Origin of the sequence: Limnochorda sp. L945t (genome assembly GCF_035593305.1) — a bacterium.
Taxonomy (GTDB): Bacteria; Bacillota; Limnochordia; order Limnochordales; family Geochordaceae; genus Carboxydichorda; species Carboxydichorda subterranea.
Map to the genome: position 1 here is coordinate 1,921,616 of NZ_CP141615.1, position 25,262 is coordinate 1,946,877.

Annotated in this window: 24 protein-coding genes and 1 tRNA gene; 4 read left to right on the top strand and 21 right to left on the bottom strand. The window is 69.4% G+C overall.

Annotated features, from left to right (window positions below; all coding sequences use genetic code 11):
* Nucleotides 1-184 precede the first annotated feature (184 nt).
* Together U7230_RS08965 and U7230_RS08970 are read left to right on the top strand one after the other, a co-directional pair.
* Nucleotides 185-481: a type II toxin-antitoxin system Phd/YefM family antitoxin gene (locus tag U7230_RS08965; protein WP_324715505.1), complete on the top strand. Its 297-nt coding sequence runs from the start codon at nt 185-187 to the stop codon at nt 479-481.
* A gap of 738 nt (nt 482-1,219) precedes the next feature.
* Nucleotides 1,220-1,366 carry a hypothetical protein gene (locus tag U7230_RS08970; protein ID WP_324715506.1) on the top strand — a complete coding sequence of 49 codons (147 nt, stop codon included), beginning with the start codon at nt 1,220-1,222 and terminating at the stop codon, nt 1,364-1,366.
* On the opposite strand, the gene U7230_RS08975 is transcribed toward U7230_RS08970, so the two are convergent.
* The 19 genes from U7230_RS08975 to polA form a co-directional block, all read right to left on the bottom strand.
* Nucleotides 1,335-1,423, bottom strand: a tRNA-Leu gene (locus U7230_RS08975). The genes U7230_RS08970 and U7230_RS08975 overlap by 32 nt on opposite strands.
* Before the next feature lie 156 nt (nt 1,424-1,579).
* A complete protein-coding gene (locus U7230_RS08980; protein WP_324715507.1) occupies nt 1,580-1,933 on the bottom strand; it encodes a carboxymuconolactone decarboxylase family protein in 354 nt (117 codons plus the stop codon).
* 254 nt (nt 1,934-2,187) lie between these two features.
* On the bottom strand, nt 2,188-3,474 hold the full coding sequence (locus tag U7230_RS08985; protein WP_324715508.1) for a trans-sulfuration enzyme family protein: 1,287 nt from the start codon (nt 3,472-3,474) through the stop codon (nt 2,188-2,190).
* A 5-nt stretch (nt 3,475-3,479) separates the two neighbouring features.
* Nucleotides 3,480-4,379, bottom strand: a complete 900-nt coding sequence (locus U7230_RS08990) for a GNAT family N-acetyltransferase (RefSeq protein ID WP_324715509.1) — start codon at nt 4,377-4,379, stop codon at nt 3,480-3,482.
* Nucleotides 4,380-4,523: 144 nt separating this feature from the next.
* On the bottom strand, nt 4,524-4,982 hold the full coding sequence (locus tag U7230_RS08995) for a DUF4149 domain-containing protein (RefSeq protein ID WP_324715510.1): 459 nt from the start codon (nt 4,980-4,982) through the stop codon (nt 4,524-4,526).
* Between the two features lie 13 nt (nt 4,983-4,995).
* Complete coding sequence (locus U7230_RS09000; protein WP_324715511.1) at nt 4,996-6,324, bottom strand: tetratricopeptide repeat protein; 1,329 nt, start codon at nt 6,322-6,324, stop codon at nt 4,996-4,998.
* A gap of 49 nt (nt 6,325-6,373) precedes the next feature.
* Entirely contained in the window at nt 6,374-6,703 is a 330-nt protein-coding gene (locus tag U7230_RS09005; RefSeq protein WP_324715512.1) for a YkvA family protein, read from the bottom strand.
* Between the two features lie 252 nt (nt 6,704-6,955).
* The gene (locus U7230_RS09010; RefSeq protein ID WP_324715513.1) at nt 6,956-8,032 is read right to left on the bottom strand and encodes an ABC transporter ATP-binding protein; all 1,077 of its coding nucleotides are present in this window, start codon (nt 8,030-8,032) and stop codon (nt 6,956-6,958) included.
* The gene (locus U7230_RS09015; protein WP_324715514.1) at nt 8,029-9,123 is read right to left on the bottom strand and encodes an ABC transporter ATP-binding protein; all 1,095 of its coding nucleotides are present in this window, start codon (nt 9,121-9,123) and stop codon (nt 8,029-8,031) included. Before U7230_RS09015 ends, U7230_RS09010 begins: the two co-directional genes overlap by 4 nt.
* A 19-nt stretch (nt 9,124-9,142) precedes the next feature.
* Nucleotides 9,143-10,162, bottom strand: a complete 1,020-nt coding sequence (locus U7230_RS09020) for an ABC transporter ATP-binding protein (RefSeq protein WP_324715515.1) — start codon at nt 10,160-10,162, stop codon at nt 9,143-9,145.
* Complete coding sequence (locus U7230_RS09025) at nt 10,159-11,181, bottom strand: ABC transporter ATP-binding protein (protein WP_324715516.1); 1,023 nt, start codon at nt 11,179-11,181, stop codon at nt 10,159-10,161. Before U7230_RS09025 ends, U7230_RS09020 begins: the two co-directional genes overlap by 4 nt.
* An 8-nt stretch (nt 11,182-11,189) precedes the next feature.
* Nucleotides 11,190-12,164, bottom strand: coding sequence for an ABC transporter permease (locus U7230_RS09030; protein ID WP_324715517.1), 975 nt, complete (start codon nt 12,162-12,164; stop codon nt 11,190-11,192).
* A gap of 11 nt (nt 12,165-12,175) precedes the next feature.
* On the bottom strand, nt 12,176-13,357 hold the full coding sequence (locus U7230_RS09035; RefSeq protein WP_324715518.1) for an ABC transporter permease: 1,182 nt from the start codon (nt 13,355-13,357) through the stop codon (nt 12,176-12,178).
* A gap of 71 nt (nt 13,358-13,428) precedes the next feature.
* A complete protein-coding gene (locus U7230_RS09040; protein WP_324715519.1) occupies nt 13,429-15,291 on the bottom strand; it encodes an ABC transporter substrate-binding protein in 1,863 nt (620 codons plus the stop codon).
* Between the two features lie 70 nt (nt 15,292-15,361).
* Complete coding sequence (locus U7230_RS09045; RefSeq protein WP_404980655.1) at nt 15,362-16,438, bottom strand: nicotinate phosphoribosyltransferase; 1,077 nt, start codon at nt 16,436-16,438, stop codon at nt 15,362-15,364.
* A gap of 57 nt (nt 16,439-16,495) precedes the next feature.
* The gene (locus U7230_RS09050) at nt 16,496-17,095 is read right to left on the bottom strand and encodes a lytic transglycosylase domain-containing protein (protein ID WP_324715521.1); all 600 of its coding nucleotides are present in this window, start codon (nt 17,093-17,095) and stop codon (nt 16,496-16,498) included.
* The gene (gene mgsA, locus U7230_RS09055; RefSeq protein WP_324715522.1) at nt 17,074-17,436 is read right to left on the bottom strand and encodes a methylglyoxal synthase; all 363 of its coding nucleotides are present in this window, start codon (nt 17,434-17,436) and stop codon (nt 17,074-17,076) included. The genes U7230_RS09050 and mgsA overlap by 22 nt, the downstream gene beginning before the upstream one ends.
* A complete protein-coding gene (coaE, locus tag U7230_RS09060; RefSeq protein WP_324715523.1) occupies nt 17,331-18,227 on the bottom strand; it encodes a dephospho-CoA kinase in 897 nt (298 codons plus the stop codon). The genes mgsA and coaE overlap by 106 nt, the downstream gene beginning before the upstream one ends.
* A 34-nt stretch (nt 18,228-18,261) precedes the next feature.
* Complete coding sequence (gene polA / locus U7230_RS09065) at nt 18,262-21,261, bottom strand: DNA polymerase I (RefSeq protein ID WP_324715524.1); 3,000 nt, start codon at nt 21,259-21,261, stop codon at nt 18,262-18,264.
* Between the two features lie 180 nt (nt 21,262-21,441).
* On the opposite strand from polA, the gene U7230_RS09070 reads away from it, so the two are divergent.
* On the top strand, nt 21,442-22,800 hold the full coding sequence (locus U7230_RS09070; RefSeq protein ID WP_324715525.1) for a hypothetical protein: 1,359 nt from the start codon (nt 21,442-21,444) through the stop codon (nt 22,798-22,800).
* Nucleotides 22,801-22,821: 21 nt separating this feature from the next.
* Here the strand turns inward: U7230_RS09070 and sfsA are convergent, their stop codons facing one another.
* Complete coding sequence (gene sfsA / locus U7230_RS09075) at nt 22,822-23,553, bottom strand: DNA/RNA nuclease SfsA (RefSeq protein ID WP_324715526.1); 732 nt, start codon at nt 23,551-23,553, stop codon at nt 22,822-22,824.
* Between the two features lie 137 nt (nt 23,554-23,690).
* Complete coding sequence (locus U7230_RS09080; RefSeq protein ID WP_324715527.1) at nt 23,691-24,164, bottom strand: Fur family transcriptional regulator; 474 nt, start codon at nt 24,162-24,164, stop codon at nt 23,691-23,693.
* 286 nt (nt 24,165-24,450) lie between these two features.
* Between U7230_RS09080 and U7230_RS09085 the strand changes: the two genes are divergently transcribed.
* Complete coding sequence (locus U7230_RS09085; protein ID WP_324715528.1) at nt 24,451-25,236, top strand: cysteate racemase; 786 nt, start codon at nt 24,451-24,453, stop codon at nt 25,234-25,236.
* Nucleotides 25,237-25,262: the final 26 nt, after the last annotated feature.

Here is a 25,262-nt window from a genome sequence, read left to right on the forward strand (position 1 = left end):
GCCTTCGCCGGTCGAGCACCGACCCCTACGCGACACGGTACGTCGTGCGGCGCAAGGTAGGCCATCAGCACCTTTTCGACGATCTGCCGGGCGTGAAAGACCATATCTCCGGTCACCGGCGGGCCGGCCCCACGGACCGCGACGCACCGGCCAATTGAGCTATGATAGTCACGAGGTGCTGTCCATGAAGGTCGTCTATGTCTCCACCCTGAAGGCCCGGCTTAGCGAGTTCCTGCGGCTGGTAAGAAGCGGCGAGACCGTCCTTGTCACGGAGCGAGGGCGGCCGGTCGCCATGCTCACCCCGGTGACCGAAAACCCCCCGCTCGGCGAGGATCCTCGCTTGCAGGCCCTGGTCGAGTATGGCCTCATCCGTCCCCCGCGGGCCCCTCTTGGGGTGGACTTCCTCGACCGGCCTCGGCCCGCCGACCCTGAAGGGCGGTTGCTTGAAGCCCTCCTTCAAGAGAGGGCGGAAGCGCGATGAGGTTCTGGGACAGTTCTGGTCTGGCGTTGCTGCTTACCGACCAACCCGCCTCGCAGCAGGCCAAGGAGCTTTTTCGAGCAGACCCTGCGATGGTCGTCTGGTGGGGCAGCACGGTGGAGTGCCGGCCCTACCCGTCCCCCCGGTCTCTCCCTTCCAGCACGAAGGGGCACCCGTGAGCCCCGACGGCCGTCAAGGCGCGCCCACCGAAGCAATCGTCCAAACTCCCTTTCGATCGGTTCCTCCTGGGCATGCAGGCGGTCGAAGATGGCCTTGTCTTTGTCTTGGCCTCGATCCCCGCCTTTGCGCATCCGCACCTGACGGAGCTCAGTGCGCCGCACCCCGCCCGGCGGTCGAGGAAAAGTGCCCCGAGGTGGTGGACGCTGCCCAAACCCGCAAGCGGCTCCAGGGAGCCAAAGGTACCCGCTGGCAGCTCATCCTATGGACGTATCTGGCTGGTGGCCTGAAGCGGTCGGAGCTGCTCGGGTAACAGCGGCAGGACGTGGACTTCGAGCGGGGCCTCCTGCGGTTGCGCTGCCAGGCCCTGTGCCAAAAGGCCCGGAGCGCGGTGCTTTGCTCGAGGACTTAAGGACCGAGCGCAGCCGGCGGGAGGTACGGATCCCGCCTGACCTGCTTACAAGCCCGATGATCTACCACGTCTCGAGCAGGGAAGCCAGGGGCCGGAGAGATTCGCCGTCCCCCCCCCCCAACACCGTCGCCGATCTCATGGGTCACTCGGACGTGAAGATCACCGCGCACTACTACGCGAAGACGACGGACGTCCAAAAGGAGAAGGCCCGCCAGACCCTGCAACGGCTCGTGGGGCGGACCCAGGCCGGAGCCCACCTCGATTTGGTGGTGCCCGGGCCGGGATTTGAACCCGGATAGGGTGTTACCCCTACACGCCCCTCAAACGTGCGCGTCTGCCAATTCCGCCACCCGGGCACGCCTCGATGGGTGACGCCCCGATTATAGAGGCGGGCGCCGCCGTGCGTCAAGCGAAGGGGCGCAGCGTGAGACTGTTGCCGAAAGGCGGCGCGGTGAGCGTCTGGACGACGCGGGGGATGCGGGCCCCCTATCGCCGCACCATCCCCGGGCGACTCACTTCGGGCCCTGGAACTGCTCCACCGCCGCCATCGCCATGGACCCGTACACGACCGAGGGCCCGCCGCCCATCATGACGGCCACCCCCACGGTCTCGGCGATCTCCTCCCGGGACGCGCCGTGCTGCAGGGCGTCATGGACATGGCAGGCGATGCAGCCCTCGCAATGCACCGCGATGGCGATGCCCAGGGCAATGAGCTCCTTCATCTTGGGCGATAGGGCCCCCTCTCGCACGGCTGCGTCGTGCAGGGCCTGAAACCCCTGCATGGTGCCGGGGACCGCCCGTCCGAGCTCGCCCATCCTGCGCAAGACGTCGTTGCGGAGCTGGGGGTACGCCTGAGAGTCGCTCACGATGACCGGACCTCCTCGCCGTCCGTCCCAGGCGTTCCACCCGGCGACGGCAATTGTGATGCGTTTCACGATTTCGCCGGGGCACCGGTCATCCCCTGCCTGCGCTCACCGGCTGCCGGTATTGTTCCGCAGCGGGCCCAGTCCGGTGACGGGAGCCAAGGGGGAGGGCCATGACCACCACCGCCGTCCCGCTGGCCCCAGCCCGGAGACTCCCGGCGCGCCGGGCGCCGCCTCGCTCCTGCTAGTCGCGACGACTAACCGGCTGCTCGCAGGGCCTGATCGAAGTCCTCCCAGATGTCCTCCATGTCCTCGGCACCCACCGAGACCCGGATCAGCGTGTCGACGATGCCGAGGCGCAGGCGCTGCTCCGGCGGCATGGCCCGGTGAGACGAAGAGGCCGGATGCGAGATGGTGGTACCTACCTCGCCCAGGCTGGGCACGAGCCGCACCAGCTTCAGCGCGCGCACGAACCGTGCGACGGCAGGCGAGACCCCTTCGACGGTTGGAGGAGCGGCGCCACCCGACGCCGGGTCGGCCAGTCCGGTGCGCTCCCGGATGACAAACGATACCATCGCGCCAAACCCGCCGCCCAGCATCCGGGGCGCAGGCCCGCCCGCCGGCTCGAGTCCGGGATAGTAGACCCTTTCGACGTTGGGGTGGCTTGCCAGGCGCCGCGCCAGTGCCACAGCGTTTTCGCTCTGCCGGCGGATTCGCAACGCGAGGGTCATGAGACCCCGCAGGGCCAGCCAGGCGACGAACGGGGCAGCCGCCGCCCCCAGGACCATGCCCCGCCGCCGCACCTGGGTCACCAGCTCCGCCGAACCCGCCACGACGCCCAGGGTGACGTCGGCGTGCCCGCCCAAGAACTTGGTGGCGCTCTCCACCACCAGGTCGGCGCCCAGCTCCAGCGGCCTGCACAGCACCGGCGAGGCGAAAGTGTTGTCCACCACCAGGCGGCACCCGCCATGGCGGCGCGCGAGTTGGGCCAGCGCCGGCAGATCGGCTACCTTCAGCGTGGGATTGCTGATGGTCTCGACGTACAGCACCCGGGTCTCGGGACGCAGAGCAGCACGTACGGCCTCGAGGTCGCCGGCGTCCACCTGCGTGAAGCGCACCCCGAAGCGCGCCAGCTCCTGCGTCACCGCCCGGTATGTGCCGCCGTACACCTCCGCGGCGACCGCCACGTGGTCGCCCGGGGCCAGCAGGCTCCAGAGCGTGGTGAAGATGGCGCCCATGCCCGAGGCGGCCGCCCACGCATCCTCGGCTCCCTCCAGGTCGGCCACCGCCCGCTCCAGGGTCGCCACGGTGGGGTTGGCCTCGCGGCTGTAGGAGAAGTTGCGGGGAGGCCCCGAGCCCTGTTCGGCCTCGACCTCCGCCATGCGTTCGAGGCTTTCGAATTCGAACACCGACGTTTGGAAGATGGGCGGCGCCACCGGTCGTTCGATGACCACCGGCCGCCTGCGGCCGGCCTGGGCCGACAGCGTGTCGAGCCGGTAGCCGGGCAGGCGAGCATCTCCGCGGTCGGTGCCTTCAAGACCCATGCGTCTCACCTTTCTCTCTCCAGAACGTAGAAGTTGCGCCCGCCGGCGCGCATGAAGTCGACGACGGCGTAGCCCTTGGAGAAATAACCGGTGAAGAGCTCACGTGCGTGCAGACGCCACTCCATGGCCAGCGCCGGATCGCTGCGAAGCAGCCGAGAGAAGTCGTCGGGGATCTGGACGGCGACGCGGGGCCCCTCGGGTGCGGGGGTGACGGCGACGGGACGCTCCCCCTGGGGCAGGTTGGCCAGCGGCGGCTCGGCCAACCGCGCGTTGGCCTCTGCCCCGTCATCCCCTCGGCCGGCACCCGAAGCACCGGAGCCGGCTCCCGAACCGGGCCGCAGGCAGCCGGCCTCGCCCCGTGCCCCCTCCAGGCGCTTCACCGCGGCCTCGACGCGTGGGCTCGTCAGAGCCCACTCCGCCAGGAACCGGTCGGTGGGCACCCCGGCGTTGACGCCGCTCAGCGGGCCGTAGCAGTCGGGCAGGTAGGTGCGCACCACGCAGCCGAGCTTGCGCACGTTGAAGGAGGCGTTGAGGCCCAGCAGCGGGTCGTAGGTCCACACGACGCGGTCGATGCCCCGGGCCAGGCACCACGCTCGCTGGAACAGCTTCAGCCGCACCGCCAGCCCCGTGCCCCGGTACTCGGGCAGCACCGCGAGCATGTGGGAGTGCTGGAGCTTCGGGTCGGCCGTGGGAAAGCCGAAGACGAACCCCACCACCCTCCCGCCCTCGAAGGCCCCGGCCGCCAGCCCGCCTTCGCGGGCGATGGCGATCATGGTGGCCGCGGGTACGACGTCGATGTCGTCCATGCCCCACGCAGCCTGCTGGACGGCCTCCGTCTGTTTGAACTCCGGGGGGCTCGCGAGCTCTCGGACGGTGAAGCGCTGCAGCGTCAACTGGGCTCCCATCGAACGCTCCTCCCCGCCTCACTCCGAGGTCTCCGGCGGTTTCACGGGGTCACGGCCTCGACGCTCACCACGATGCGCCGGCGAAAGGCGACCTGGCCCAGAGGCCCCGAGAGGCCGACACAGGAAGTTCGGCCCGGTCGATGCCTACAACCCGGCCCACGCCACGAGGGCCCACAGGCCCAAGGCCATGAGCAGAGAAAGCGCGCTCGCCGCCACCGAGAGAGCATGCAGCCGGCCGAACTCCGGCGGTAAGGGAGCGCCGCCCTCGGCTTCGCCGGCCTGCGCCCGAAGGGCGTGAATGCGCGGCTGCAACAACAGCGCCCCTACCAGGTCGAGGGCGAGCATCGCCAGCACCAGGACGAGCGCCATGGTCGCCCTGGGCCGCCGGGCGGCAAGCCGCCACGAGGCGAGGACCGCCAGGGCCACCGCCGTGGCCACGGCCGTCCGGTAGTAACCCGGGAAGATCACCTCGACCACCTGCCCGGCCTGCGGGCGGGGAAACCGGGCAAAGATGGCCGGCGTCGCGCTGCCTCCGAAATAGAGGGCCGTCCCGGTCCACCAGGCGAGAGCCACGAGGTACAGGAAGTCCCGTATGGCCGCCACGGTCGTCGCCTCCCTACTGCCCGTCGATGAAGGCCGCCGTCACCATCGGCACCGTGCGGGGAACCCCGTCGTCCAGGACGATTCGCTGTATCCCCATCCATTCCCCCACGATCCGGACGGCCGAGCCGACCGCGTAGGTCACGGCGGCGCCGGGCCCCGGGCCGGAAGCGACCAAGCCCGTACCAACCCGGACGAGCGCTCCGGGCATCCCTGCCGAGGCGGCGTTGCCTGGCTCCTCGACCTGCACCACCATCGTATCGGCCGTACGCGCTACGACCGTACCGGAGAAGCGCACCAGCCGGCCCCACCGGCGCTCTTGCCCCGCCAGCACCGCAGCAGGCTCGAGCGCCACTGACCGGCTCTCGAAAAGAGCGCGCCACTCGGCCTCTGCCCCTGGTGGCTCGAAGAGCCGGGCCGAGGGCCGGTCTCCGAGCGCCCGGCGCACCCGATCGAGCAGGGCCGCTGCGCCCACGAGATCGGGATCGAGCTCCAGCGCCCTCTCGAGCAGCTCCGTCGAGCGCTCCAGGAAATAGGCGTGCCGCCGCTGGCCCTCCTCGTGATGGCGGCGGTCGGCCTCCCGGAGCATTGGCTCGTGCTCCCCCACCACGGCCAGCGCCCTGCCGAACAAGGCCGCAGCGGCCAATCGCCGGTCCACCGCTGCCATCTGCGAAGCGGCCCTGCTCGAGCTCGGATCGAGCTCCCACGCCGCTTCATAGAGGGTACGCGCCCGCACCAGGTCCCCCACGTCCGGCGCCACCGAAAGGCTCGCCCTGGGACGGTAACGGGCATACCACGCGTCCCCGTCGACGGCGAGCGCCTTCGCCGCCTCCACCAGGCCGGCCCTGTCCGCGGCCGTCTGCGGAGGCTTGCCCTCCACGAACAGCTGCATCGCCCCGGCGGCCGCAGGCGAAAAGGGCCGTTCCCAAGGCCCGGGCCCGGGCTGGCCTCCTGCCTGTACCGCCACCGCAGGCGAACCCGGGACGAGAAGCACGACCTCGGAGAGCGTCCCCGCCCCGGCGGGCCACAGCCCTCTCCACCAGATGGCGGTCTCTGCCAGTCTCCAGAGGTAGTAGGAGGCCACCGCGGGGTGGCGCCGTACGACTTCGACGTCGATGTCGTCGCCCGGCAATCGCCCGGGCTCCGCGCCCACCGCCTCCATCACGAGCCACAGCCGCCCGCCGAGCCAAAACGGGGTGACGCGGGTGTCGCCGGGCATTTGCGCCGATAGCAGCGCAGCCAGGGTAAAAGGCGGCTGCGCCCGAGTCTGGGCGCCTGCCCCTCCGCCGCTCCAGGCCCACACCAACGCCCCTACCGCCAGGACGACCCGGGCGGCAATCCGCACGCTTCCGACGCTCCCGCCGCTGGCGGGGGAGGCCGGGCGCCTCCTGGATTCAGGCCGGCTGATCCCCATCGTCTCGCTCGACCCTGCCTCCGCCCCCGGCCCCACGGGTGGAGGGTTCATAGGCCGCAAGCTCTCGCAGCAGGGCGGGCAGCCCCACCCAAAGCACCAGCAAGTCGTCGAGCCAGCCCACGCCGGGGATCAGCACGGAGGGGAGCAGGTCCACGGGGATGATCACGTACAGGAGCCCTGCGAAGATCAGGGTCTTCTTCCAGGAGGCCACACCGGGGTCGTGCAGGTACCGCCACAACCGCCCCAGGTAGCCCCACCAGGAGATCGGTGCGCTCCCGCCCGCCGAAGCGGTGCGGCCGTGCCGGGACACATGCCACGGATCCCCATGAGGCGCATCCCATCCTTGCCCCGGCGCGTCCCACGGGCCACTCCGGCTGGCCCTCCTCAGAGCACCTACGAACCGGCCCCTCACCGGAGCTCCCTGGCGCCGGCCACGGCCGGCCTCGTCCCCGGCCATCTCGCGAGGAACGGCGCTGCCGCAGTACGGGCAGCGCTCGGCGAGGAGCACTTCCTGGCCACACGCTGGGCACTTCATCGCCCAACAGCCGCCCCGGCGGCGCGCTCACGCCACGCGCTGGGCGGCCGCCACCTTCACCTTCTCCGCCAGCCCCCGGGTACGGATGTCACCCGGCTTGGCCAGATGGCAGGCCACGTAGTGATGGTTGCCCAGGTCGACGAACGGCGGCTCCTGCACCCGGCAGATCTCCTCCGCCAGCGGGCAGCGCGTGTGGAAGCGGCACCCGCTCGGCGGGTTGACCGGACTCGGCACGTCTCCTTGCAGGATGATGCGCTCCCTCCGCACCGTGGGATCGGGAATCGGGATGGCGGACATGAGCGCCTGGGTATACGGGTGCAGCGGATCGTCGAACAGCTCGGTCTTGTCGGCCAGCTCCACGATCTTGCCCAGGTACATGACGGCCACGCGGTTGGAGATGTGCTTCACGACCGACAGGTCGTGGGCGATGAAGAGGTAGGTCAGGCCGAACTCCTTTTGGAGGTCCTGCAGCAGGTTGATGACCTGCGCCTGGATGGAAACGTCCAGGGCGGAGACCGGCTCGTCGGCCACGATCAGCTTGGGGTTGACGGCCAGGGCCCTGGCGATCCCGATGCGCTGGCGCTGCCCGCCGCTGAACTCGTGGGGATAGCGCCGGGCGTGCATGGCCGCCAGCCCCACCACTTCCAGGAGCTCCCGCACCCTCCGCTCCTTGGCGGGGCCTTTGGCGATCCCGTGGATGACCAGAGGCTCCCCGATGATGTCGCCCACGGTCATGCGGGGATTGAGCGAGGCGTACGGGTCCTGGAAGATGATCTGCATCTGCCGCCGCAGCCTGCGCATGGGCTCCCGCCCGAGATGGAAGATGTTTTGGCCCTCGAAGTAGACCTCACCCCGCGTCGGCTCCAGCAGGCGGAGGACCAACCGCCCCGTGGTCGACTTGCCGCACCCCGACTCGCCCACCAGGCCGAGGGTCTCCCCCCGGCGGATGAAGAAGTCGATCCCGTCAACCGCCTTGACCGCCCCGACCTGCCGGGAGAAGATGATGCCCCGGCTGATCGGGAAGTGCTTCACCAGCCCCTTCACCTCGAGGAGCACGTCGTCGCGAGCCCCGCCACGGGACTCCTCGCCCGATGCCGTCGTCAACCCACGGACACTCCCCTCCAGAGCTTCAGCGCCTGGCCCTCGGGAGGCGGCGGCACGGGCTCGAAGTTGGTGTACTGCCAGCAGGCCACCTGGTGCCCCTCCGGGGTGACCTCCATGGGGGGAGGCTCCAGCCGCTTGCAGATGTCCCGTGCCAGCTCGCACCGGGGATGGAACCGGCACCCCTTGGGCATGTTGTACGGGCTTGGGACGACGCCCTCGATGGCCTTGAGGCGATCGCGGGTCTCGTGGAGCTTGGGCACCGACTCCAGCAGCCCCACCGTGTACGGATGGCGAGGCCTGGTGAAGATGGAGCGTACGTCGGCCGACTCGACGATCTTGCCCGCGTACATGACGACCACGTGCTCGACGAGCTCGGCGATCACGCCCATGTTGTGGGTGATCAGCATGATGGCCGTGCCCAGCTCTTGCTGGAGCCGGCGCATCAAGTCGAGGATCTGGGCCTGGATGGTGACATCGAGCGCCGTGGTCGGCTCGTCGGCGATGAGCAGCTTGGGATTGCACGACAGCGCCATGGCGATCATCACGCGCTGGCGCATGCCGCCGCTCATCTGGTGGGGGTAGTCGTCGATCCGTTTCTCGGGTGATGGGATACCCACCAGCCGCAGCATCTCGATCGCGCGCCGCCGGGCCTCGGCCTTCGACACCTTCTGGTGCAGGATGATGGCCTCCATGATCTGGTTGCCGACGGTGAAGACCGGGTTGAGGGAGGTCATCGGTTCCTGGAAGATCATGGCGATCTCGTTGCCCCGGATGCGGCGCATCTCGGACTCCCGCTTTTGCAGGAGATCCTGGCCCTCGAAGAGGATCTGGCCGCCCACGATGCGGCCCGGCGGGTTGGGCACCAGGCGCATGATGGAAAGCGACGTCACGCTCTTGCCGCAGCCGGACTCCCCGAGTACGCCCAGCGTCCCCCCCTTGCGCAGGGAGAAGCTGACGCCGTCGACGGCCGGCACGACCCCATCTTCCGTATAGAAGTACGTCTTCAGGTTACGGACGTCGAGGAGCAGCTCCCTCCCGTCACGTCCTCCGGCCGCGGCCTCCACGGCCGGCGAGGCTACCCACGAACCCAACTGCCGTCCCCCTCACCGATCATACCTCGTAGCAGGCGACCCATTGGCCCGGTGCTTTCTCCTCCAGAGGGGGATGATCCTGCCGGGCGCACCGGCCGGTCGCGATCGGGCACCGCTCGTAAAACCGGCAGCGAGGCGGAGGGTCGATGGGCTTGCTCACCCCGCCCTTGATGGCGATGGTGGCTTTGGGAGCCTCCGGGTCGGGCACGGGCATGGCCGCTACGAGCGCCTTCGTGTAGGGATGCAGGGGCTGCCGGATGATCTGCTCGGCCGGCCCGACCTCGACGATCTTCCCCAGGTACATGACGGCGATCCGGTCGCACAGGTACCGGGCCACCGCCAGGTCGTGGGTGATGTAGAGGTAGGTCATCTGCAGCGATTCTTTGAGCTCGAGCAGTAACTTCATGATCCCCGACCGGATGGAGACGTCCAGCATCGAGGTCGGCTCGTCGGCCACCACGAACTTGGGCCGCAAGACGAGCGCCCGGGCGATGGCCACCCTCTGGCGCTGCCCGCCCGATAGCTCGTGCGGGAAGCGAAACTCGAAGGCGGAGGGCGGCGTCAGCCCCACCCGCTCGAGCTCCTCGGCTACCCGCTGCTCCCGATCGGCCAGCGAACCGATCCCATGGACCGCCAGCGGCTCCGAGACGATGTCGAAGACGGTCATCCGGGGGTTGAGCGACTCGTAAGGGTCCTGGAAGATCATCTGCGCGTTGCGCCGGAAGCGCTGCAGGTCAGGCCCCTCGATGCGGCCGAGGTCGAACCCCCCGACCCGTACCTCCCCCGACGTCGGCGTGGTAGCCCGTACCAGCAGCCGGCCGGTGGTCGTCTTGCCGCACCCGGACTCGCCGACGAGGCCGAAGACCTCACCGTCCCGGATGCTGAAGCTGACGTCGTCCACCGCGTGCACGAAGTGCTCGGCCTTGCGAAACCAGCCGCTGCGGATCGGGAAGAGTTTGCGCAGGTGCCTGGCCTCCGCGACGGTCGCCGGCGGCGCTGCCGTGACAGCCCCTCTGGTGGCCCCGATAGCGTCGCTCATGACGCCCGCTCACCCCCTGCGGCGGTCGCTCTGGCGGCGAAGTCGGCCCGCACGTCCTGCCCGGCCACGGGGTGCCAGCAGGCCGCCAGGTGGTCGTCGCCCGCTCGCGCCAGAGGGGGCACCTCGGCCCGGCACTGCTCCGTGGCGTACGGGCAGCGCGGGTGGAAGGCGCACCCGCGTGGCAGGTCGAGGAAGTTGGGAGGCTCCCCCGGGATCGTCACCAGATCCCGCTTGGCGCCCGCGATGCTGGGAAAAGCTGCCATGAGCCCCGCCGTGTACGGGTGTTTCGGCCGCTTGAACACGTCGGACGCCTTCCCGAGCTCCACGATACGCCCGGCATACATGACGGCCACCCGGTCGCTGACCTCCGCGATGACCGCCACGTCGTGCGAGATGTAAATCATCGTCATGTGCAGCCGCCGCCGGATGGCGTCCAGCTCCTGCAGGATCTTCTCCTGCACGATGACGTCCAGCGCCGTGGTGGGCTCGTCGGCAATCACCAGCTGGGGGCTGCACGACAGCGCCATGGCGATGACCGCACGCTGTTTCATGCCGCCGCTGTACTCGTGAGGATAGTGATCCATGCGATCCGGCGCGAGGCCCACCAGGTGGAAGAGTTCGGCGATCCGCTCCCGGGCTTGCTGGCGGCTGACGTGGGGTTCGTGGGTCTGGATCACCTCGACGATCTGATCGCCGACCGTGTACACGGGGTTCCAGGAGTTCATCGCCGCCTGAAAGATCATGGAAACCCGCCGCCACCGGATGGTACGCATCTGGCTCTCCGACAGCGGCACCAGGTCCGTCCCGTCGAGGTAGATATGGCCGCGGGTGATGCGGGCGTTGTCGGGAAGCATCTTCGTGATGCTGATCGCAAGCGACGTCTTCCCCGAACCCGACTCCCCCACGATGCCCAGGGACTCGCCCCGCTCCAGCGCCACGTCGACGTCCTGGACGGCCGGGATGGCGCCCCGGCGGGTGGTGTAGCGCAGCTGCAAGGCCTGGATGTCGAGCAGCGGCAACGGTTCGCTCACCTCTTTCGCAGCCGGGGGTTGATGACCTCGTCGAGGCCGCGGCCGACCAGGTAGAAGGCCGCGCACAGAAGGGTGATGGCCAGCCCCGCCGGCAGCCATAGCCACCAGAACTTGTCGAACATGAGCAGATAGCCGCCCGTCTCGGCGGTGTTCATCATGAGGCCCCAGCTGATGCGCACGTTGAGCAGCCCGAAGAACGAGAGCGTCGCTTCGCTGAGGATGGCCGCCGTTACGTTGAACATCATGTACAGGAACGCGAGCGGCATCACGTTGGGGACGATGTGCTTGCGGATGATCCACCAGGGGCTGCCGCCCGCCAGCCGGGCCGCTTCCACGTACGGGCGCACCGAGACCGAGAGGGCCTGGGACTTGATGATGATGGTAATGCCTCCGAACCCCGAGAGAAGCCCGATGATGAGCGCCAGCTGGAAGAGATCGATCTCGAAGAGCGCGCCGAGCACCAGCAGGAAGGGGATGGTCGGAAAGAGCAGCAACAGGTCCGCGATGCGCATGAAGATGGTATCGATCCAACCGCCGAAGTAGGCCGAAAGCGTGCCCACCAGCGTGCCGATGACCACGGAGAGCACGGCCGAGAGCACCCCCAGGACGAACTCCCAGCGGGTGCTGTACATGAGCTGGCTCAGCACGTCCCTGCCGTACGGGTCCGTGCCGAGCAGGTGCTGCGGCGACGGAGGCGAGGGGTGCAGGATCATCGGGTCGTAGCCGGTGATCGGGTCGTAGACCCGGGCCGGCCACACCGTCGCCATCAGGATGGGGTGCAAGAGGGCCAGAACGCCGAACAGCACGATGATGGCAAGCCCAATGGGGCCGATGCGGCTGCTCCTGAAGAGCTCCCAGTTCTCGCGAAACGTTCGCTTCCAGAGCCGCCACCGGATCTGCCACAAGGTGGTCGCAACGGGGGCTGCCGGAAGCGGAGCTGCCGGGTGCGCCATGGTTGTCTTGCGTGCCACCTTCGCGGCTGCTACTCAGCCGCCGTGATTTCCCCGCCGGCCACCCGCAGGCGGGGATCCAGGAAGGCATGCAGCAGGTCGGCCACGATGTGGGCCAGGACGACGAAGACGCCCGTAAAGACGAACGCCCCGACGGCCAGCGGGTAGTCGTACACCCGCGCCGACTCGAGGAGCGTCAGGCCCAGGCCCGGCCACGAAAAGACGGTCTCCGTGATGATGCCGCCGCTCACCACGCCGCCGATGCTGAGCGTGAAGCTGGTGACCACGGGCAACAGCGCCGTGCGCGCGGCATAGCGGTCGCGCACGACCCGGTCGGGCAGCCCCCGGGCCCGCGCGGCCATCACGTAGTCCTCACGGATCGTCTCCAGCATGGAGTCGCGCATCAAGAGCATCGTGCCGCCAAAACTGATGAGCGACAGCGTGAACACCGGCAGGACCATGTGGGAGGCAATGTCGAGGGCGTAGCGGGCCAGCCCCGACTGCACCCACCAGGCGCCGCTCGCCAGGAGCCCCCCGCCCCAGAGCCCCACCTGGGTCAGGGCGCGCCCGCCGACGGTGCCGATCCGCGGGATGCCGAGCCCGTAGCCCACCATCAGCAGCAGGGCGAACAGCGCCAGGTTGACCAGCATGAGGCCGAAGACCTGGTTGCTGCTGACCGAAGCCGTGCGCCACACGGAAGGGCTGATGAACTGGTTGAGCGGAAAGAGCTTCATCTGGTAGGCGAACAGCCACATGACGATGAGCCCGAGGAGCGGATAGAACGCCGTCCAGAAGGTCACCCCCACCGTGGTGGCCGCGTAATCCACCGTGGCCCCTCGCCGCCAGGCGATGATCCGGCCCAGCAAAAACCCTATGTAAAACGACACCACGGTCGCCGTGAAAAAGAGCACCACCGTGCGGGGCGCCCGCTCGGCGATGATGTCCCACACGGGCCTCGGATATTGGCTGAACGAGATGCCGAGGCTGCCGCTCAGGAAGTTCTTGAGGTAGGACGCGTACTGCATGTACCACGGCTGGTCGAGGCCCAGGCGACGCTCCAGCTCTTGCCGGACCTCCGCGGTGATCCGGGGGTTGTTGGTGTACAAGACGGTGATGTTGCCGGGCATCGCCTGGAGGATCAAGAACGTCACCGTCATGTACACGAAGATGGTCACGATGGCCTGAATCAGGCGGTTTACCAGGAAGCGTCCCAAGTGCCCGGCCCCCCAAAGCCAGCGGAGGGGGTCGCTTCTTGCGGCCCCCTCCACCGGGACTCCTCGGTGACTTACTTCATCAGCTGGACGGTTGCCTGCAGGCCGTAGACGTACTGCAGCCCGCCCAGGACCTGCGTGTACGGGTACTTGACCTGGTCCTTCCGGTACGCCTCCATCACCGGGGTGTCGAAGAGGACGATGTACGGCACCTCTTCGGCGAGGAACCGTTGTCCCTCGAAGGCGTACTTGCGGGCCGTCTCGAGGTCGGATGCGTCCTTGAGAGCCTCGGCGACCTTGTCGAACTCAGGGTTGTTGTACCCGCCGGCGTTGAAGCCGCCCGCCTCCGCCTGGCTCGAGTGGAAGAAGAGATAGATGTGATCCGGGAACAGGGCAAGGCTCCAGCCCAGCATGTACATGTCGAAGTCCTGCTCGTCGTACACCTTGCTGGAGATGGTGTTGAAGTCGGTCAGGCGCACCCGCAGGGGGATGCCAAGGTCGGCCACCCACCGCTCGATCCACAGGGCGAAGGTCGCCCGCAGCGGGTCGTATCCCGGCGCCGGGGCCAGCATCTCGAACGGCTTGACGGGCTCGCCGTTGGGAAGGAGCAACCCCTCGCCGGGCTCATACTGATCCTTCTTGGCGTCCTTGATCACGGGCTCCTTGCGCCACTTGAAGCCGGCCTTCTTCAGGAGCTCCATGGCGGCCTGCACCCGCTCGCCACGGGTCATGCCCTGCCCCCAGATCTTGACCTCCGGGTTGTACCAGAAGGCGTTGCCCGGGGGCACCACCGTGGCCAGCGGGAACGCGACGCCCTGCAGCACGTCCTTGGTGACGAAGTCGCGATCGATGAGCGTCGCGATCGCCTGGCGAAACTCCTTGATGCTGAAAGGCTCTCGCCGCATGTTGAAGCTCAGGTACCGGAAGCCGTTCGTGTTGTTGCGGATGATCTCGACGTTGGGGTTGGCCTGGAGCTGCGTCTGGAAGCCCCGCTGCAGCCCCAGCGAGTTGAAGATGTAAGAGACTTCCCCGTTGAGCAGCGCCAGCACCGCGGCGTTCTGATTCTGGTAAATCCGGTAGATCACGTTGTCGACGTACGGCCCCTCGGTGTATTTGAGGGTCACCTCGCCGGACGGCGTCGGGTCCGTCGTGGCCCACTTGAAGTTGAGCTTCGGGTTGCTGAGGCGGAACCCACCGTTCTTGAAGAACTCGGAGGTCTCTCCGCGGAAGGACGTGTACGGGTTGACGACGTTCTCGAAGAAGGCTCCGCGCTCCCACCGGCCGAACTTGAGCCCGCCGATCGCGTCCGGCTGTTTCACGTCCGCGGCGAGGAGGCTCTTGACGGGATCGGCGTCCTTCAGCGCCTTTTGGACGATAGGCTCCCACAGTTTCTTCTGGACGATGGGAGCCTGCAGGATCCCGTACTGCCAGTCCGCCAGGCCGGGCTTTTTCTTCAAGAAGAACCGCACCTTGTACTGGCTCAGTTTCTCCACCCTGGCAAGGACGGTCTTGGGGGCGTAGCTCGCCCAGTTGCCGCCCAACTTGTCCGCGTCGAACTTGAGGAGCGTATCGTAGGTGAAGACCACGTCGTCGGCCGTGAAGGGGGTCCCGTCCGACCACCGGATGCCGGTCCGGATCGGCACGTCGGAGGTATACAGCGTCGTGCCACCCTCGGTCACCTCTTTGAGCGGTGTCGGCACGTCGGCCGCCAGTGACGGGGCCCAGACCCACGTGGGCGCCGCGTTGCCGTACAGCATGCCGTAGTAAATCCCGTAAGTCACGTACGAGTTCCACACGGTCGCCTGCGGGCCCAGCCCGGCGAAGACGTTAAGAGTGGTCGGCTCCTCGAAAATCGCCGTCTCGTACGTAGCCGCCGCCACGGGCACACTCATGGCCAACAGCAGGACCAGCGCCACTCCCAACAGCCGAAACCGCATGAACCGCCCTCCTTCTCTGGCATGCTCTGGAGCATCCACGGGCTCCACCTCGGCGGTGGGGAACTTCGCCTCAAGCGACCCTGTTCCTTCCATCGATGCGCAAGCGCAACCGGGGATTGGCCTGGATGCCGGGGATGCGGCCGCGCTTGGCCACGGGCTTGCCCTCGACCATCTTGAGGTCGAGGGTCATGTCGAGCGGCGGCGCCGACGAGATGTAGCTCCCCACCCCGAAGGCGTCGGCTCCGGCCGCCGCCAGCTGCTGCACCCTCTCGGGCGTGAGCCCGCCCGAGACGAGGATCTTGACGTGCCGGTATCCCGCCTGATCCAGTCGTGCCCGCACTTCGGCCACCAGGTCGGGCGTCACCCCTCCCCGCTCGCCCGGGGTATCCAGCCTCACCCCTTCGAGCGCCTTGCCCAGCACCTCGGCAACCCGCAGCGACTCCTCGGCCTCGTCCTTGTACGTGTCGACCAGGATGATCCGGGGCGAATCCGGCGCCGTGTGATGATGGTACGCAAGCGCCCCGGAGACGGTATCCCCGAGGATGAGCATGAGGGCGTGGGGCACCGTCCCCACGGGCTCCTTGCCCTGCAGCTTGGCCGCCAGGATGCAGGCGGCGCCCGAGGCCCCGGCCAGGAGGGCCGCCCGCTCCATCACCGGCGCCACCGCCGGGTGGACGTGCCGGGCCCCGAACGAGCTCACCGGCTTGCCGCCGGCCGCCTCGACCACGCGGCGGGCCGCGGTGGCCCATCCGCTCGATTGGGCGAGGATGCCCAGGATGGCCGTCTCGTACACGCCGAACGCACTGTACGGCCCGGCGATGCGCATCACGACCTCCTTGGGGGAAAACCACTCCCCCTCGTCCATGGCCCAGACCTCGATGGCCCCCAGCCCCGGTGGGCGGTTTTGCAGCAACCGCAGCGCCTCTTCGACTCCTGCCAGCATCCCCTCCGAACGGGGGAAGATCTCCGCGACCACCGGAACGTCGGCCTTCCCCTCGGCCCGCAGCACCTGCAGGGTCTTGACGAAATAAACGTCGGCGGTATGCCCCGCCAGGATCTCGTCGTGCTCTGCCGAGAAAAGCGGCCGCGCGGGATCGACCCGCAGGCTCTTGACGTCGGCTTCGCTCTCCAGGAACTTGGCTCCCATCGTCACCACGTCTCCCACGCCACCTTGCCCCCCTCGGTTACCCGAGCCCCTCCACGCCTACGATCCGTAGATCCACTGGTACAGCCGGCGGATCCGCAGCACCCGGGCCACGAACCGCCGGGTCTCCCCGTACGGGATCCCGTCGACCCCGCTCTCCGTGCCGTCCCACTGCGACTCGGCGAGCCACCGGTCGACCCGGCTCCTGCCCGCATTATAGGCCGCCAGAGCCAGCGTTTCCCGCCCCTGGAACTCCTGTATGAGCTGAGCCAGGTACTGCGTGCCCAGGCGCAAGTTGACGTCAGGGTCGAACAGGAGATCGGGGAAAAAGTCACGGTCTCCGGACTGTTGAGCCACCCACTGGGCCGTCTCGGGCAAGAGCTGCATGAGCCCGCGAGCCCCCCGAGAAGAGACCGCGGTCGGGCTGAAGTTGCTCTCCACCCGCACGACGGCGGCGACGAGCCACGGATCGAGCCCGTGCTCCCTCGACCAGCGCACGATGCTCTCCCGGTAATAGACCGGGTAGACCCAGCGCAACACCCACCGCACGTGGACCACGCCCCACACGGTCAGGCCCAGCATCCCGGCCAGCACCAAAAACCAGCCGAGCGCGAGCCGCCGGGACGGGTGCCCGGGGCTCACGCGGCGCCGGGCTCGCACGGGACCGTGACTCCCAGCCGGGCGGCCAGCGCTGTCAGGATGAGGGCCGCCGAGGCGACGTTGGTCGCCAGGGGCACGTCGTGGACGTCGCAGACCCGCATCAGCGCGCTGATGTCGGGCTCGTGGGGTTGGGCGGTCAACGGGTCGCGCAAGAAGATCACCGCATCGACCTGGCCGGCTGCGACCTGCGCGCCGATCTGCTGGTCGCCGCCGTACGGGCCCGACAGCATCCGCTCTACGTCGAGCCCCGTCGCCTCCGCCACCACCCGCCCGGTGGTACCGGTGGCAACCAGGCGGCAGCGCTCGAGGACCGGGCGAAAGCGCCGGACGAACTCCACCATCGCGGGCTTTTGCTTGTCATGAGCCACCAGTGCGATGCGCACGAAGATGCCAGCACCCTCCACAGCCGGCGCACCTGGCGCCGGGTCTTCTCCAAGCGCCCCGAGTTGTCGACCACCCAGTCCGCCAGGCGCCGTTTACGCTCGAGCGGCCACTGGGCCTCGATGGCGCGCTGCGCCTCGCCCGGGTCGAGGCCCCGGCCCGTGGCCCGCTGCAGGCACGTCTCGGGGTCGGCCCAGACGACCACCGTCACGTCCACCATCCGGCAGGCCCGGCGGCCGGCCTCGAAGAGGAGCGGCACCTCTACCACGACGGGGCGGGCCCGGTGCTCCTTCTGATCCGAGCGCATCAGGCCCGCCACCCGCCTGCGAAGCTCCGCCAGGATGATGGGGTGCGTCACCGCGTCGACCTTGAGCCTGGCCCCCGCATCCTCGAAGATGCGGCGGCGAATGGCCGCCCGGTCGAGCTCTGCGTCGGGGCGCAGCACCCCGCCCGCCCCCAGTGCCTCCACGATGGCCCGCCAGACCGGGCCGCCCGGCCGGGACAGCTCCCGCGTCACCGTGTCCGCATCCACGACCCCGGCCCCCAGGGCCCGGAGCATCTCCCGCACCACGCTCTTGCCGCTGGCGAACCCGCCCGTCAGGCCGACCACCGGCACGTGCCGGCAGCACCAGCGGCGCGCCGCCGGCCCCACGGCCGCCCACGGGCACGGATGGCGGCGCCGGGCAGGCGGCCCGCCGCGCCCGCTCGGCCCCGGAGGCGTCCACCCCGCCCCGAGCGCCAGCCCCGCCACCCCCAGCGGCGCCGGTGGCCTCGAGCCCGCCAGGCTACTTGCACTCCCGCCAGTTACGGCCGCTCTTGACGTCGACGACGAGGGGCACCGACAGGTGCACGACGTTTTCCATCGTCGAGCGAACGAGCTCGCCGGCCCGCTCCACTTCGTCCTGGGGCACCTCCAGCACCAGCTCGTCGTGTACCTGCAGCACCATTCGGGCCGCCAGCCCCTCCTCCTCCAGGGCGCGGTGGACGGCCACCATCGCCAGTTTCATGATGTCCGCGGCCGTACCCTGGATGGGCGTGTTCATCGCCATGCGCTCGGCGAAGGCCCGCTGGGCGTACTGGCGCGAGTGAAGCTCCGGCAGATACCGCCGCCGCCCGAACAGGGTCGTCACGTAGCCGAGCCGCCTCGCCTCCTGCACCGTGCGGTCGAGGTACGCCTTGACCCCGGCGTACTTGTGGAAGTAGCCGTCGATGTACCGCCGGGCGTCTTCCTGCGACAGGCCTGTCCCCCTGGCCAGCCCATATGCGCTGATCCCGTAGACGATGCCGAAGTTGATGGCCTTGGCCCCGCTGCGCATGGCCGGGGTCACGGCGTCCATCGGCACCCCGAAGACCTCCGACGCCGTACGGGTGTGGATGTCCTGCCCCGAGCGGAACGCGTCGATGAGCACCTCGTCGCCCGCCATGTGGGCCAGCACCCGCAGCTCGATCTGCGAGTAGTCGGCGCTCATCAACACCCACCCGGGCATCCCGGCGACGAACGCCTCCCGGATCACCGCGCCCTGGTCGGTGCGCACGGGGATGTTTTGCAGGTTGGGATTGCTGCTGGACAGCCGCCCCGTCGCCGTCACCGCCTGGTGGAAGGTCGTGTGGAGCCGGCCGGTGCGGGGATGGACCAGGGCGGGCATGGGGTCGACGTAGGTGCCCTTGAGCTTGACCAGCTGCCGGTAGTCGAGGATCTTCCGCACGATCTCGTGCTGGTCGGCGAGCTGCTCCAGCACGTCGGCGCTCGTGCTGGGGCCGGTCTTGGTCTCCTTGACCACCGGCAGCTCCAGCTTGTCGAAGAGGATGTGGCTGAGCTGCCGGGGCGAGTTGATGTTGAACGACTCGCCCGCCAGCCGGTAAATCGCCTCGGCCGTGGCCTCGATCTCCCGCCCCAGGGTCTCTCCCAGCCGCGCCAGCGCCTCGGTGTCGATCTTGACCCCGACCTGCTCCATCTCGGCCAGTACCGGCCACAGCGGCATCTCGATCTCCCGGTAGACCCGCTCCAGGCCGTCCTCCTCCACCCACCGGGCCAGCGGGCCGGCGAGCAGGTAGATCGCCTCCAGGCGCTCTCTGGCGAACTGCCGCACCGTTTGGGCCAGGTCCCGGGTCTGGCCCTGGACGGCGGCGACCAGCAACTCCGGGACCGGCGCCTGCTGCACGGCACCGTCCGGCGGCTGCCGGGCTCCTCCTCCCTTGCGAGGCTCGACCCCCGCGCCTGCCTCGACCATGCGCCCGAGGAAACGCAGCGCGATCTCCTCGAGAGTGTGGTTACCCTGGCCCGCGCGCAAGAGGTAGGAGGCCAGCATGACGTCCTCCACGACGCCCCTGAGCGCCACGCCGCGGCTGCCCAGGGCCACGGCGGCGGTCTTGGCGTCGTGGCACCACTTGGGCGCCTGCGGATCCTCGAGCCACCGCGCCAGCGGTGCAAGCTCGGCCGGCCACGACTCCCCGGCCGCCGCCACCAGCAGGGCGGCGCCCTCGTTGGCAGCAGCCACGGCAACCGCCGGCGCCCGCATGGGGTCGGTCGACGCCGGCACGACCAGCACCGCCGCAGGCCCTGCCCGCCGTAACCTCTCCACGGCCTGCGCCAGCGCCTCCGGCCGGTCGAGCAGCTCCGGGAGACCGAACGGAGCCCGCCCGTCCGCCACGCGGCGCTCGGCCGGATGCCCCCTGCCCGTGCTCCCGGACTCCCCGTCTCCCCCCTCGCCGGATTGCCTGCGGCCCCGGGAGACCCTCGCGGCGCCTCGCGCCGCCGCTCCCTCACCAGCGGCCATGCCATCCTGTCCCGGCGCCGCCGCCTGGCCTCCTTGCTCTCCCTGCTCCTCGGCTGTCGGCCCGTTCGGGCTCTCCCCGGCCTTCCCCCCGGCGCCTGCGCCCCTCCGGGCAGCCTCGGCGACGGCCGGGTACATCTGTCCGAGGCGCGCGAGCAGGCGCGAAAACTCGAGCTCCAGCAGCAGCGAGGCGAGCCGATCGGCGTCGGGCTCCCGGCGCCGGCAAGACTCCCAGTCGAGCTCTACGGGCACCGTGGTGACGATGGTGGCCAGGTGACGGCTGAGCCTGGCCTGATCCCCGAACCTCTCCAGCGCCCTGGCCACCCGCCCCGGCAGCTCGTCCACGTGTCGGAGGATGCTCTCCAGGTCGGGGTACTGCTGCAGCAGCTGCGATGCGGTCTTCTCCCCGATGCCCGGCACCCCGGGGATGTTGTCGCTCGTGTCGCCCACCAGCCCCTTGAGGTCGGCGACCTGAGCCGGCGCGATCCCGAGTACCTGCCTCACGTGCTCGGGCGTGAAGCGCTCCATTTCGCTGATGCCCCGCCGGGTGATGAGCGCGGTCACCCGATCGCCGACGAGCTGCAGGATATCCCGATCCCCGGTCACGATGAGCACCTGGCAGGTGGGGTCTTGCTCGAGCGCCTGGCGAGTGAGGGTCCCGATGACGTCGTCCGCCTCGAACCCCTCCACCCCCACCCGGGGGATGCGAAACGCCTCCACGAGCTGCTCGAAGCGCACCACCTGGTGACGCAGCGGGTCAGGCATGGACGGCCGCTGGGCCTTGTACGCCTCGAACTGGCGGTGCCGGAACGTAGGCCCGGCCATGTCCTGCGCCACGATCACGTGGTCGGGGCGCTCCTCTTCCAACAGCCGCACCAGCATGGTGGCAAAGCCCAGGACCGCGCTCGTCGGCTCGCCCCCGCTGGTGGTCAGCATCGGCAGGGCGAAAAAGGCGCGGTGGAGCAGGCTGTATCCGTCGACCAGCATGAGGCGCCGTGCCGTTTCACCCATCCGTCCGGCCTCCTCCGGTGTCCGGCCCTCTCCGGCGCGGTCGCCCGGAAGAGCCTGGTCGTTTTGCCCGGCAGTGGCCCCAAAGGCCGTCGCTGCTTGCTTTACCGGTAGTTACAGAAAGGATGTTCGACTGTGCGGCTCCAAATTCCTCGACACGCGAGGAGAGGAGTGTGCAGCTTCTTGCGAGGTCGTTCGCTTGCATGGCTCGGCCTCATCGTGACCTTGATCGCCGCGCCGGTGGTCGCCACGGCGGCGACCGGCCAGCGCGCCGGCGCTCCGGAGCCGGCCACGGCTGCCTCGAAGGCGTCTCCGAGCGCACCGGCACCCGGAGGGTATACCGACGTCACCGACGCCGCATTGCGCCGGGCGCTACAGGCGCTCGAGCCGACGGGGGCACTCACGGCGTTCCCGGGAGACCACTTTCGTGCCTCTCGGGCCATCACCCTGGGTGAGTTTGCCCGCGCCGGCGTGGCCGCCTTCGACATGACCCTGCCCGCAGGAGCGAGCCCCGAGCGCGCCGCGGTGCAGGCCCTCATGGAGCGGGGGATCTTGCCCAAAGTCACGGACCTTGCGGATGCCGCCTCGACCCCGCTGTCGGTGGGCAACCTCCTGACCGCCGCCGTACGGCTGGCCGGAATGGGCTCGCTCGCCGGCCGGTGGCCGGCGCCCAACGGCGGGGATCCGTCCGGGGCCGCGATGGAGCTGGCCAGGGCCGCCGGGATGGTACCCGCGACTATCCGGTCGGCCACCGAGGCCCGCCGGGCCGCTACCCGCGGCGAGGCCGTGCAGGTGCTCTATCTGGCGCGCCAGCTCTCCACGGCGAGCGGGCGCTTGCAGCTGAGCCAGGCCAACGCCCGCCGTGCCACCGTGACGACGGATGGGGGCCCGGTGCCCCTGCGCTTCTCCGACACCACCCTGGTGATGCGCAACGGCCAGCCCTCCAGCGTCGAACGTCTGGCCACGGGGGACCAGGTGACCGCCGTCCTCGACCCGGCAGGCGAGGCGAAAGTCGTCGTGGCGTCGGGTGGCAGCATCCTGGACCAGCAGGTGGCCCTGGAGAAGGCCCGCGACCTCCTGCGCCAGGTGGCCGAGTACCTCACCCCGCAGCAGTGGCAGATGCTCCTGCAGGGGGACTGGAAGGGTCTCACGACAACCCTGACCCCGGAGGTCTATGACCGGCTGATGGCCCTCGGCATCGCCCCGTGGGAGGCCGAAGCCCTCATCAACCGGGATTGGGCGTCGCTCCGGCAGGTAGCCATGGACCGGCTGGCCCAGGAGGGGGCGACCAGGCTCAACGTCTCCCCCGAACTCATCCGATCGGTGCTGGCCCAGGACTGGGCGAGCGCCCGCCAGCTGGCGCAGCAGGAACTCCTGGAGAAGGTCATCAACCAGCTGATCCTGCCCAACGCCGGAGGCAGCACGACCGCACCGACGGTGCCGCCGCCCTCGAGCCCACCGGCACAGCCGCCCGCAGGTGCCGTCCCGCAGACGCCCACCGCTCCGGCGGCACCGGCGAGCCCCGGAGGGCCGCCGGCCTGAGGCGCCAGGCAACCGAGTCGCTCACAGCACCACCGGAATGGCCTCTTCGATGCCGACCGAGGGCGGATCGACCCCGCACCGGTAGGCCAGGACCTGCACGCCCCCTCGGGCTGCACGCTCGAGGGCTTCGGCGAACGCCGGGTCGGCCTGCCGGTGCGGGCTGAACCGCAGCGCGTCACGTCGCTGGACCACGAAAACGACGAACGCTGCGCCGCCCGCCTCGGCCGCCCGCAGCAGCACCTCCACGTGACGGCGCCCCCGAACCGTCGGCGCATCGGGGAAAAGCGCCGTGCCCCGCTCGACCAGCGTCACCGACTTGGTCTCCACCAGCGCGAGCGCTTCTCCCCGTTCCAGGAGCAGGTCGAGACGGGTGCCGGGCTCCTGGGGCACCGGGTATTCGAGCCGTTTCACCCGCCAGCCCCGGAAGACGTCCAGCCGCTGCTGCTCCACGGCCTCGGCCAGCAGCCGGCCCGGCAACCGGGCGTCCACGCAGACCCAGCCGTTGGGGCCGAGCATGAAGAGCGCATCCCCGACCGTTCGCCTCGGGAGGTTCACGGTTCGCCTCCGGGAGGTCTCGGGCGCACGGGAAGAGAGGGCGACGAGCGTAGGCCTTCCCGGCGTGAGGAGTTCTCGCAGGCGCCCGGAGTTGGGCAGGTGTGCCACCTGCCGCTTGCCGTCGAGGTGGAGTGCGACGGCGAAGCGGTTGAGCCGTGCGAGCAACGTGGAAGGCTCGAGAGCCGATGCGACGTTCATGATGGGATTGTAGCGCGCGGACGCGAGTCGGCCGGCTCCGTCGCCTGGATCGGAGCCGGCCGACGGCGGCCCCTCATGGGGAATGAGGATGTCGCCTCCCCTGGGGCCGCATCCCCGCCCCGGATGCCCGCCGAAGCTCAGTGGGCGTAAGCCTGGTCTCGCTCCTCCACGGGCTGCCGCCGGAGCGCCATGGGCCTCTCCGGGCGCTCGATCTGCTCGGCCGCGCACTGCTCGCACAGGCCGTAAAACTCCAGCCGGTGCTGGCGCACCTTGACGCCCATCAACTGCTCCACGGCCCGATCGAGCGACTCGTCTACGGGCATCGGGACGTCTTCTACCCGGCCGCAGCGCTGGCACACGAAGTGGTAGTGGTTTTCGGGCGTGCCGTCGAAGCGGCTGTACGAGCTCCCGTAGGAGAGCTCGAGAGCCTCGCCCGAGGCCGTGAGGATCTTGAGGTTGCGGTAGACGGTGCCGAGGCTGATGTTGGGCAGCTCCTTACGAACCTCCTGATAGACCCAGTCAGCGGTCGGGTGCGACTTGGTCCCCCGCAGCACCCGCAGGATGACCTCCCGCTGCTTGGTCTTGCGGATGAACCCCTGGACTTTCTCCATCCCAGACCGTCCTCTCTGCTGCAGCGACGATGACGACGTCCTTTGCTGCAACTCGTTGGCATTGCTGTACTTTGTGACGAATGTCGCAAACCTCGCTTTGAGGATACTGCTGACGATGGTTACTGTCAACACGAACCGTCCAGTTTGTGACAGATGCCCGGGACATTGATCCAGCGTAACGGGTTTCGTGCCCCCATGTCGAACGTACTGTCTCGAGGCGGGATCGGGCGCTCGCAGGCCTTTCGCCTCCGGTTCTCGTACCTTCCCCGTTGAAAGGAGTCACCCCATGCGGTCGACGTTCAACGCCTCGGGCGGATCGGCAGGCCCGGAGCCTCGCCGGCCCAAGGTCATCGGCATCATCGGGGGCATGGGCCCGGAGGCGACGGCCGACCTCTTCTGGCGCATCGTCCGGCTGGTGCCTGCGTCGAAAGACCAGGACCACCCTCGGGTGCTCATCGACAGCAACGCGCAGATCCCCGACCGGACGGCCGCCATCAAGGGCGAGGGGCCCAGCCCCCTGCCCATGCTCGTCGAAACGGCGAGGGGCCTGGAGCGGGCCGGGGCAGAGGTGCTGGCCATGCCCTGCAACTCCGCGCACTACTGGTACGACGAGATCGCGGCGGCGGTGCGAGTGCCGGTGCTGCACATGATTCGCCTGGCGGCGGCCGCCACCCGGCAGGCCCTCGAGGAGCGGGTCGGCCGGTCGGGCACGCCGGTGCTCCTGCTGGCGACCACCGGCACGGTGCTGGGAGGGACGTACCAGCGGGCGTTCGAGGAGGCGGGGCTCCGGCTGGTCGTGCCCGAGGCAGCCGTCCAGGAGCGCGTCATGGAGGCCATCTACCGGGTCAAGGCCGGCCAGCGCGCCGTGGCCCGCCCGCTCGCGCTGGATGCTCTGGCGCGGGAGACGCTGCGGCTTGTGCCCGGGGCCGTCGTGCTCGGGTGCACGGAGCTGCCGCTCGTGCTGCGCCGGGAAGATACCGCCGTGCCGTTGATCGACTCGACGGAGGTGCTGGCACGCGCCGTCGTGGAGTATGCCGTTGGGAGCGTGGCCGAGGAGGCGGCCGGTACCTGACGGGGCCGCCTCCTCGGGCTGCGGCT

Excerpts from the sequence above, each read along its gene's own strand:
- U7230_RS08965 (WP_324715505.1), top strand. The coding sequence starts at position 185 with ATGAAGGTCGTCTATGTCTCCACCCTGAAGGCCCGGCTTAGCGAGTTC.
- U7230_RS08985 (WP_324715508.1), bottom strand. The coding sequence starts at position 3,474 with ATGGGTCTTGAAGGCACCGACCGCGGAGATGCTCGCCTGCCCGGCTAC.
- U7230_RS08990 (WP_324715509.1), bottom strand. The coding sequence starts at position 4,379 with ATGGGAGCCCAGTTGACGCTGCAGCGCTTCACCGTCCGAGAGCTCGCG.
- U7230_RS09020 (WP_324715515.1), bottom strand. The coding sequence starts at position 10,162 with ATGAGCGACGCTATCGGGGCCACCAGAGGGGCTGTCACGGCAGCGCCG.
- U7230_RS09040 (WP_324715519.1), bottom strand. The coding sequence starts at position 15,291 with ATGCGGTTTCGGCTGTTGGGAGTGGCGCTGGTCCTGCTGTTGGCCATG.
- U7230_RS09045 (WP_404980655.1), bottom strand. The coding sequence starts at position 16,438 with ATGGGAGCCAAGTTCCTGGAGAGCGAAGCCGACGTCAAGAGCCTGCGG.
- mgsA (WP_324715522.1), bottom strand. The coding sequence starts at position 17,436 with ATGGTGGAGTTCGTCCGGCGCTTTCGCCCGGTCCTCGAGCGCTGCCGC.
- polA (WP_324715524.1), bottom strand. The coding sequence starts at position 21,261 with ATGGGTGAAACGGCACGGCGCCTCATGCTGGTCGACGGATACAGCCTG.
- sfsA (WP_324715526.1), bottom strand. The coding sequence starts at position 23,553 with ATGAACGTCGCATCGGCTCTCGAGCCTTCCACGTTGCTCGCACGGCTC.
- U7230_RS09080 (WP_324715527.1), bottom strand. The coding sequence starts at position 24,164 with ATGGAGAAAGTCCAGGGGTTCATCCGCAAGACCAAGCAGCGGGAGGTC.
- U7230_RS09085 (WP_324715528.1), top strand. The coding sequence starts at position 24,451 with ATGCGGTCGACGTTCAACGCCTCGGGCGGATCGGCAGGCCCGGAGCCT.